Origin of the sequence: Terrabacter sp. RAF57, assembly GCF_052113925.1 — a bacterium.
Classification (GTDB): Bacteria; Actinomycetota; Actinomycetes; order Actinomycetales; family Dermatophilaceae; genus Terrabacter.
Genome location: NZ_JBFRDT010000049.1, coordinates 1 through 5,247 on the forward strand (window position 1 = coordinate 1; position 5,247 = coordinate 5,247).

General features: G+C 61.5%; 2 protein-coding genes and 2 rRNA genes. All 4 read left to right on the forward strand.

What is annotated here, in order from left to right:
• The first annotated feature begins 122 nt into the window (after window positions 1–122).
• Window positions 123–3,252: ribosomal RNA gene (locus tag AB4Y83_RS22605) — 23S ribosomal RNA — on the forward strand.
• Between the two features lie 80 nt (window positions 3,253–3,332).
• Window positions 3,333–3,449, forward strand: a 5S ribosomal RNA gene (gene rrf / locus AB4Y83_RS22610).
• A gap of 102 nt (window positions 3,450–3,551) precedes the next feature.
• Window positions 3,552–4,478 carry a hypothetical protein gene (locus tag AB4Y83_RS22615; RefSeq protein ID WP_442298272.1) on the forward strand — a complete coding sequence of 309 codons (927 nt, stop codon included), beginning with the start codon at window positions 3,552–3,554 and terminating at the stop codon, window positions 4,476–4,478.
• A gap of 59 nt (window positions 4,479–4,537) precedes the next feature.
• The coding region (locus tag AB4Y83_RS22620) for a tetratricopeptide repeat protein (RefSeq protein ID WP_442298273.1) at window positions 4,538–5,247 on the forward strand (710 nt) is incomplete at its 3' end.

Genomic DNA, 5,247 nt, shown 5'->3' on the forward strand with positions numbered 1-5,247 from the left:
GGTGTGTGTGGGCTGGTTTTTCTGGTTGTGGGCCCTGCCGAGATCGCGAGCTGTGCTTGTGGTGGGTGTGGGGTGCCGGTTGTATTTTGAGAACTTCACAGTGGACGCGAGCATCTTTGTAGTGTCAAGTTTTTAAGGGCACACGGTGGATGCCTTGGCACCAGGAACCGAAGAAGGACGTAGGAATCTGCGATAAGCCTCGGGTAGTCGATAACCAGACTGTGATCCGAGGATTTCCGAATGGGGAAACCCGGCTGGAGGCAAGTCCAGTCACCCGCACCTGAATATATAGGGTGTGTGGAGGGAACGTGGGGAAGTGAAACATCTCAGTACCCACAGGAAGAGAAAACAACATGTGATTCCGTGAGTAGTGGCGAGCGAAAGCGGATGAGGCTAAACCGGGCGTGTGTGATAGCTGTCAGGCGTTGCACGTTCGGGGTCGTGGGACCCACCAGCYGGCTCTGACAGGTCGGCGGGGAGTAAGAAATCTGCGTCATAGTCGAAGAGCATTGAATGGCTCGGCATAGAGGGTGCGACCCCCGTAGACGAAATGGTGTGGACTCCCGGTGGATTTCCCAAGTAGCACGGGGCCCGAGAAATCCCGTGTGAATCTGGCAGGACCACCTGCTAAGCCTAAATATTCCCTGGTGACCGATAGCGGACAAGTACCGTGAGGGAAAGGTGAAAAGTACCCCGGGAGGGGAGTGAAATAGATCCTGAAACCGTGTGCCTACAATCCGTTGGAGCCTCCCGCCGTTGGGCGTGTGGGGTGACAGCGTGCCTTTTGAAGAATGAGCCTGCGAGTTAGTGCTCAGTGGCGAGGTTAACCCGTGTGGGGAAGCCGTAGCGAAAGCGAGTCCGAACAGGGCGTTTGAGTCGCTGGGTCTAGACCCGAAGCGGAGTGATCTACCCATGGCCAGGTTGAAGCGCAGGTAAGACTGCGTGGAGGACCGAACCCACTTAGGTTGAAAACTGAGGGGATGAGCTGTGGGTAGGGGTGAAAGGCCAATCAAACTCCGTGATAGCTGGTTCTCCCCGAAATGCATTTAGGTGCAGCGTCACGTGTTTCTTGCCGGAGGTAGAGCTACTGGATAGCTAATGGGCCTCACCAGGTTACTGACGTTAGCCAAACTCCGAATGCCGGTAAGTGAGAGCGTGGCAGTGAGACTGCGGGGGATAAGCTCCGTAGTCGAGAGGGAAACAGCCCAGATCACCAGCTAAGGTCCCTAAGCGTGTGCTAAGTGGGAAAGGATGTGGAGTTGCTGTGACAACCAGGAGGTTGGCTTAGAAGCAGCCACCCTTTAAAGAGTGCGTAATAGCTCACTGGTCAAGTGATTCCGCGCCGACAATGTAGCGGGGCTCAAGCACACCACCGAAGCTGTGGCATTGACATACTGCTCGGCACCGACACCTGCGGGTTCGGTGTCCAGGCGTGTTGATGGGTAGGGGAGCGTCGTGTGGCCAGGGAAGCGGCGGTGTGAACCAGCCGTGGAGGCCACACGAGTGAGAATGCAGGCATGAGTAGCGAATGACGGGCGAGAAACCCGTCCGCCGAATAACCAAGGGTTCCAGGGTCAAGCTAATCTGCCCTGGGTAAGTCGGGACCTAAGGCGAGGCCGACAGGCGTAGTCGATGGACATCCGGTTGATATTCCGGAACCGGCGAAGGACCGCCCATGACGAACCTTGTGATGCTAAGTGCCTGAAGCACGCCCACCGGACCTTCGGGTCCATCGGGTGTGTGGAGCGCACGGCCCGATCTGGTAGTAGTCAAGCGATGGAGTGACGCAGGAAGGTAGCCTCCGCGTGGCGATGGTTGTCCACGTCCAAGGGTGTAGGGCGCGATCCAGGCAAATCCGGGTCGCATGAAGCCTGAGACCTGATAGTGACCGCGAATGCGGGAAGAGGGTGATCCTATGCTGCCGAGAAAAACTTCTAGCGAGGTTCGAGCCGCCCGTACCCCAAACCGACTCAGGTGGTTAGGTAGAGAATACCAAGGCGATCGAGTGAATCGTGGTTAAGGAATTCGGCAAAATACCCCCGTAACTTCGGGAGAAGGGGGGCCCTGATCGTGACGCCACTAGCTGGCTGAGCGTGATCGGCCGCAGAGACCAGGGAGAAGCGACTGTTTACTAAAAACACAGGTCCGTGCCAAGTCGCAAGACGATGTATACGGACTGACGCCTGCCCGGTGCTGGAACGTTAAGGGGACCGGTTAGCCTCACGGCGAAGCTGAGAACTTAAGCGCCAGTAAACGGCGGTGGTAACTATAACCATCCTAAGGTAGCGAAATTCCTTGTCGGGTAAGTTCCGACCTGCACGAATGGCGTAACGACTTCTCCACTGTCTCAACCACGAACTCGGCGAAATTGCACTACGAGTAAAGATGCTCGTTACGCGCAGCAGGACGGAAAGACCCCGGGACCTTTACTACAGCTTGGTATTGGTGTTCGGTACGGCTTGTGTAGGATAGGTGGGAGACTGTGAAGCCGTCACGTCAGTGATGGTGGAGTCAACGTTGAAATACCACTCTGGTCGTTCTGGATATCTAACCTCGGTCCGTGATCCGGATCAGGGACAGTGCCTGGTGGGTAGTTTAACTGGGGCGGTTGCCTCCTAAAAGGTAACGGAGGCGCCCAAAGGTTCCCTCAGCCTGGTTGGTAATCAGGTTTCGAGTGTAAGTGCACAAGGGAGCTTGACTGTGAGACAGACATGTCGAGCAGGGACGAAAGTCGGGACTAGTGATCCGGCGGTGGCTTGTGGAAGCGCCGTCGCTCAACGGATAAAAGGTACCCCGGGGATAACAGGCTGATCTTGCCCAAGAGTCCATATCGACGGCATGGTTTGGCACCTCGATGTCGGCTCGTCGCATCCTGGGGCTGGAGTAGGTCCCAAGGGTTGGGCTGTTCGCCCATTAAAGCGGTACGCGAGCTGGGTTTAGAACGTCGTGAGACAGTTCGGTCCCTATCCGCTGTGCGCGTAGGAAACTTGAGAAAGGCTGTCCCTAGTACGAGAGGACCGGGATGGACGAACCTCTGGTGTGTCAGTTGTTCTGCCAAGAGCACCGCTGATTAGCTACGTTCGGAAGTGATAACCGCTGAAAGCATCTAAGCGGGAAGCACGTTTCAAGATGAGGTTTCCAGGCCCGCGAGGGCGAGAGGCTCCCAGCTAGACTACTGGGTTGATAGGCCGGATGTGGAAGCACAGCAATGTGTGGAGCTGACCGGTACTAATAAGCCGATAACTTGACTTACAAAGATGCTACGCGTCCACTGTGCGGTTCCCGAGATACAAACGGGAACACCACCCACTGAATTGATATCTCCATAGAGTTTCGGCTGTCATAGCGAAGGGGAAACGCCCGGCTCCATTCCGAACCCGGAAGCTAAGCCCTTCAGCGCCGATGGTACTGCACTGGTGACGGTGTGGGAGAGTAGGACGCAGCCGGACAACGGAACTTCATTGATCCGACTGGGGCGCTCTTTCTTTTTGTGCTCGACGACACCAGAGGTGGCGCCGGCCGCGGTCGGCGCGGAAGGATGATGAACATGAGTGACCAGGACGGCAACGACAGCCGAGGCGACCGACGCGACCGCGACGGCGGCCAGCGAGGTCCCGCACGAGGCAGTGGCGCCGGCCGGAGCTCAGGGGCTCCCCGGTCGGGCGCACCCCGATCGTCGGGTCCGCGTCGAGATGACCGTGGTGGCTACCGCTCGGATGATCGTCGCTCCAGCGGCGGCAGTGACCGTGGTGGCTACCGCTCCGACGATCGCCGCTCCGACGATCGCCGTTCCGGCGGCGGCAGCGATCGTGGCGGTTACCGTCCCTCGAGCGGAGGTGGCAGTGACCGTGGTGGCTACCGTTCCGATGACCGTCGTTCCGGCGGCGGCAGCGATCGTGGCGGTTACCGTCCCTCGAGCGGAGGYGGCAGTGACCGTGGTGGCTACCGTTCCGATGACCGTCGTTCCGGCGGCGGCAGCGATCGYGGSGGTTACCGTCCCTCGAGCGGAGGCGGCAGTGACCGTGGGGGTTACCGCTCGGACGACCGTCGTTCGAGCACCGGCAGTGACCGTGGTGGCTACCGCTCCGATGACCGTCGTTCCGGCGGCGGCAGCAGTGACCGTGGTGGCTACCGCTCGGACGACCGTCGCTCCAGCGGCGGCAGCAGCGACCGTGGCGGTTACCGCCCCTCGAGCGGCGGCGGCAGTGACCGCGGTGGCTCCCGCTCCGACGACCGTCGCTCCGGCGGCAGCAGCGACCGTGGCGGTTACCGCCCCTCGAGCGGCGGCGGCAGTGACCGCGGTGGCTACCGCTCGGACGACCGTCGCTCCGGCGGCGGCAGTGACCGCGGCGGTTACCGCTCGGACGACCGTCGCTCCGGCGGCGGTAGTGACCGTGGTCCCCGACGTTTCGACGACCGCCCTCGAGGGGGATCGGGTCGTCCCCAGGACGACGACCGTCGCGGTGGCGCTCGGCTGACCCCGAAGTCCCCGAGGAAGCCCGAGCCCGCCATCCGCGAGGGTGTCACGGGCCACGAGGTGGACCGGGGCGTCAAGAACCAGCTGCGCACGCTCTCCAAGGAGAACGCAGAGGGCGTCGCCCAGCACCTCGTCATGGTGGCCGAGCTGCTGGACGTCGAACCCGAGGCAGCCCTGGCCCACGCCGAGACCGCCGTGCGCCGCGCCGGACGCGTCCCGGCGGCCCGTGAGTCCCTCGGCCTCGTTGCCTACCGCCTCGGCGACTGGGCGCGGGCTCTGGGGGAGTTCCGCACGGTCCGCCGGCTCTCGGGTTCGAGTCACCTGCTGCCGCTCATGGTGGACTGCGAGCGTGCCCTTGGACGCCACGACAAGGCGCTCGAGCTCGCCCAGTCCGACGAGGCTGCCAACCTGGCGATCGACGACCGTGTCGAGCTGGCGATCGTGGTGTCCGGGATCCGCCRTGACCTCGGTCAGCTCGATGCCGCCGTCGCCGGTCTCAGCGACCTGGTCAAGCGGATCAACCAGAACCGCCCGTCGGCAGCGCGGCTCTTCTATGCCTACGCGGACGCGAAGCTGGCCGCCGGCGACCTCGAGGTCGCACGTGACTGGTTCGCCCGGGCGGCGGATGCCGACCACGAGCTGACCACCGATGCGGCGGAGCGGCTCGAGGAGCTCGACGGTGTCGACGTCACCGATCTGCTCGGCGACGAGGACGAGGACAGCCCCGAGTTCTACGACGTCGACGCGGACGACGACGCCGACGACCATGA